Source organism: Lacinutrix sp. MEBiC02595 (genome assembly GCF_053601555.1).
The window spans coordinates 1-269 of the sequence record NZ_JBSHNU010000002.1 but is presented as its reverse complement, the minus strand read 5'-3'; the positions used below and the strand labels follow the sequence as shown (position 1 = coordinate 269).

Sequence of the window (269 nt, the reverse complement as noted above, 5' to 3'; positions counted from 1 at the left end):
AAAAGTAAAGCTTCCGCCAAGATCTCCGGTTATATTTGATGTTCCGCCATCACAAGTTGCTGTCGTATTAAAAGAAGCGTTTCCGGAGGTTAAAACAGTTACCGTTTGTGTGCTACTTGTTCCGCAGGTTCCTGGACTTGCATATTCTATCGTATAGGACGCTCCTGAAACACCATTAGTTACCACTCCGCTAGTTGCGTTTATTGTTGCACCATCGGTTGGTATTGGATTAAACGTAAAGCTTCCGCCAAGATCTCCGGTTATATTTG

At 43.5% G+C, this 269-nt stretch carries 1 protein-coding gene; it reads right to left on the bottom strand.

The annotated features are described in order from the left end of the window. A partial coding sequence (locus ACVCZW_RS00005) for a hypothetical protein (protein WP_452231274.1) occupies positions 1 to 269 on the bottom strand: 269 nt, incomplete at both ends.